General features: G+C 57.5%; 2 protein-coding genes and 1 tRNA gene. 2 read left to right on the forward strand and 1 reads right to left on the reverse strand.

The features are described from left to right. Positions 1-1,156: APC family permease (locus tag IRZ31_RS20745; RefSeq protein WP_297157506.1), on the forward strand; the 1,156-nt coding region annotated here is incomplete at its 5' end. A 346-nt stretch (positions 1,157-1,502) separates the two neighbouring features. Beyond that, the gene (locus IRZ31_RS20750) at positions 1,503-2,996 is read left to right on the forward strand and encodes an APC family permease (protein WP_297157508.1); all 1,494 of its coding nucleotides are present in this window, start codon (positions 1,503-1,505) and stop codon (positions 2,994-2,996) included. A gap of 268 nt (positions 2,997-3,264) precedes the next feature. On the opposite strand, the gene IRZ31_RS20755 is transcribed toward IRZ31_RS20750, so the two are convergent. Further along, a tRNA-Thr gene (locus tag IRZ31_RS20755) sits at positions 3,265-3,336 on the reverse strand. Positions 3,337-3,366: the final 30 nt, after the last annotated feature.

Here is a 3,366-nt window from a genome sequence, read left to right on the forward strand (position 1 = left end):
GGTTAGCTGGGCGCTCATCGGGACGCTCCTCATTTTTCTCCTCTCCTACTTTGACGTTAAGTGGTCGGTCTTTGCTATGGCGCCTTTCCTGATTCTGGAGATCAGCGTGCTCGTGATCCTCGACCTGGTGATCTGCCTGCGTGGAGGAGCGAGCGGGCATGACCTGCTACATACCTTCAGCGCGGCGGGAGCAGATCTTAAAGGAGCGGCACCAGGTGGCGTGCTCGGCATTGGTATCGGCATGGCGTTGGGGGTCTGGTCCTGGGTGGGCTTCGAGGCTGGGGCTGTCTACGGGGAAGAAGCCCGCAACCCGCGCCTGGCGGTACCGGTGGCGATCTTCAGTGTGGTAGCTTTCCTGATCATCCTTTATGTCTGGACGTCCTATTCAGCTACCATCGGCTACGGCTGGCAACACGCTGTTGATCAGTTTGCTGCCAATCCCAGCACTGCCTATTACACCCTGGCCACCGGGTACGTGGGCGGTTGGTTGCAGGCTCTCATGATCATTGCCATCAGCACCAGTGCCCTGGCCTGCGGCCTCGCCTTCCACAATGGCATGGTTCGCTACCTCTACGCTATGGGACGGGAGGGCATCCTGCCACCGCTCTTTGGTAAGACTCACCCCCGCTATCGCAGTCCCCATATGGCCATTGTGGCTCAGTCGCTCTTTACCTGTCTGCTAGTTGCCTTTTTCGCCCTGGTGACGCAGAAACCAGGGACGGGTAGCTATGGCTTTGGCCTGCCGGGCAATGGCTATCAACAGGTAGACGGGCTGGCCCCTTATGCCTGGCTCGCGACGGCTGGGACCATTGCCTTCATTATCGTCTACATCATGGTTAACCTGGCGGCCCCTCTCTTCGCCTGGCGTTTTGACCGCTCCAGCTTTGGGATCATGCGCCATGTCGTGGCTCCCCTGCTCAGCTCGATGGTGCTACTGATCCCGCTGGCCTCCTTTATCATGCCTGCTATCCCAGGTCCCATCGGCTCCTTTTTCACAATGCTGGGTTTTGCTCCCACTCCCTTTCCGACCAATATCCTGCCCCTGTTCGTGCTGGCTTGGATCATCTGTGGCTTGCTTTATGCCAATTATCTGGCGCGCAGCGACCCGGAGCGCTACGAGAAGATGGGGCGAATCGTGCGCGGCGATGTCGTCTAATCCGCAGGTGGACCTGAGAGGCGTCCCTTCCTACATCTACCAACCTTGACCTGTCCTGCGCCGTCTCTTCAGGGCCAGGAGAGCCTGCGATTGCGCCCAAACTAACAGACTCTCCTGGCCCTCTCTCTTACACTTCAATCTCGATAAATATAATATCTTCTATTTATAGCTAAATGTGGCCAATCTTGTGTTATTTTTCTTGCAAAAAGCAGATAAAGCAGTAAACTCAGCATAGAGAACAGCGGACCCATCACCAGTTAGCCGGGCGAGAGGAAGAAAAGCGGATCAGGGGCAGCGGAGTCGCTGCGGCGCAGGTGGGAAGGTTCAGGTCAGGGGGAGGAAACTCATGGCGCTCTACTCAGAGAGGAGCAAGTGGCACAGTGCCCAAGAGCCGCTGGCCTCAGAAGAATACGTAGTCAAGGCCATGCCGGCGGTGTTAGGCACCATTGAAATGACCGCCTTTTTTATCGTTATTGTCTTCTTCATTACCAACGCCAACACGGCGAGTACGGCGGGGCCAGCGGCACTCACCTATCTGGTGGTTGGAGCTATTGTCTTCTTTCTACCCAGCGTTATCGCCACTGCTCAGCTGGGAGTGATGTTCCCGTACGAAGGGTCACTTTACAACTGGACCCACAAAGCTTTTGGGGGCTATTGGAGCTTCTTCGCGGCTTTTTGTGCCTGGTTTCCGGGCGTTCTGGTGATGGTCAGCGCGGCAGATAATGTGCTGGCCTTTATTCAGGGACTTAATCGTCAGTGGGTGATGCAGCCCTGGCAGCAAGGACTGATCATCATCGGCACGCTGGCGCTGGCCGGCCTTCTAGCGCTCCAGCGTTTTCGGACGGTAGCGAATGTTATCCTGGTAGCGGCGAGTGCTATTGTAGGGGCGCTGGTCATCCTGGGGGGAGCGGCGACCTGGTGGCTGCTCAGTGGACATGCTCCCCTGAGTGACTTTGGGGAAGTGGAGGCCTGGCTGCCGACCCTTGCTCCTCATGGAGGGAACATTGCCACCTTTGGCCTGGTCATACTGGCCTATCTCGGGGCCGAGACGCCGCTCAACATGGCCGGAGAACTAAAGCGCCGGCGGGTGATAACGCGCCATCTCTGCTGGGGGCCGCTTGTCGTGCTGCTCGGCTATCTGATTGCTACGGCGGCCCTGCTCGTCGTCGAGGGGCCGACCAGTGGCGCCCTGCTGCCGGCGTTGGTGGCTACTGTTGATCTCAGCCTTGGCAAGATCGCTGGCAATCTCATGGCTGTTTGCCTGATCATCTTTTTTTTCACTGCCATTGTGGCCTACAACTGCAGCTATGCTCGCCTACTGCTGGTTGCGGGGATTGATCAGCGGCTTCCTGCTGGAGTGGGGCGCCTCAGCCGCAACCGGATTCCGGCCAGGGCCATTCTCTTCCAGACACTCATGGCTATCATGCTCGCCGCCCTTATCTTCATTGTGGCCCCGTTGGTGGTGCATGTCGGCTCTCCTGCCGACCTGACCACTGAAGTCTACAATGTGATGCTGGCCTCTTCGACCCTGGTCTGGGCCACCTCTGCCTCATTTCTCTTTGCCAACCTGATCATGCTGGCCTTGCGCAATCGCGAGGCCTTCCACGCTCAACTGATCTTCCCGGCGCCGGTCCTCTGGGGAAGCGTGGTGCTCGGTCTACTCTCATCGCTTTTTGCTGTTGTCGATTCTCTTATTTTCTCCTGGATTCCGACGCTTATTCCCAATGGCAGCTGGTGGTACATTATTGGAGGAGTGACCTGCTTCTGCCTCATTATCGCTGCTATCGGCAGCATGTTCGCAGCCAGTGAGGCCGACTGGCAGGGCTTGAGCGGTGAGTGATTGGCCGCCTGGGGAGAAGAAAGGGCCAGTGGTGGAAGGACAAAGCAAAGGTCAATTATTGAAAGGAGCGCGAGGTGCAACCGTCAAGAAGAAGGACCTGAGCACCTCTGAAGCCAGCAGATGTCTCCACACACCGATCTGGCTGGCTATGAGCTGCAGCGATCAGGGGAGACAGGTTTCCAGCGAAGGAGCAGGTCAGGGACAATTACGCTGTAGAACGAGGAGTAGCGACAATAGAGGGAGAAGCCAGGAAAAGCTAAAAAGAAAGAGCCGGTGGTCGGACTCGAACCGACGGCCTGCGCATTACGAGGGCGCTGCTCTACCGCTGAGCTACACCGGCTGGGATTGGGTTAACCAAACGGCTCCAGTG

The organism is Thermogemmatispora sp. (assembly GCF_019683635.1).
Taxonomy (GTDB): Bacteria; Chloroflexota; Ktedonobacteria; order Ktedonobacterales; family Ktedonobacteraceae; genus Thermogemmatispora.

Coding starts and splice junctions, on each gene's coding strand:
- IRZ31_RS20750 (WP_297157508.1), top strand. CDS start 1,503: ATGGCGCTCTACTCAGAGAGGAGCAAGTGGCACAGTGCCCAAGAGCCG.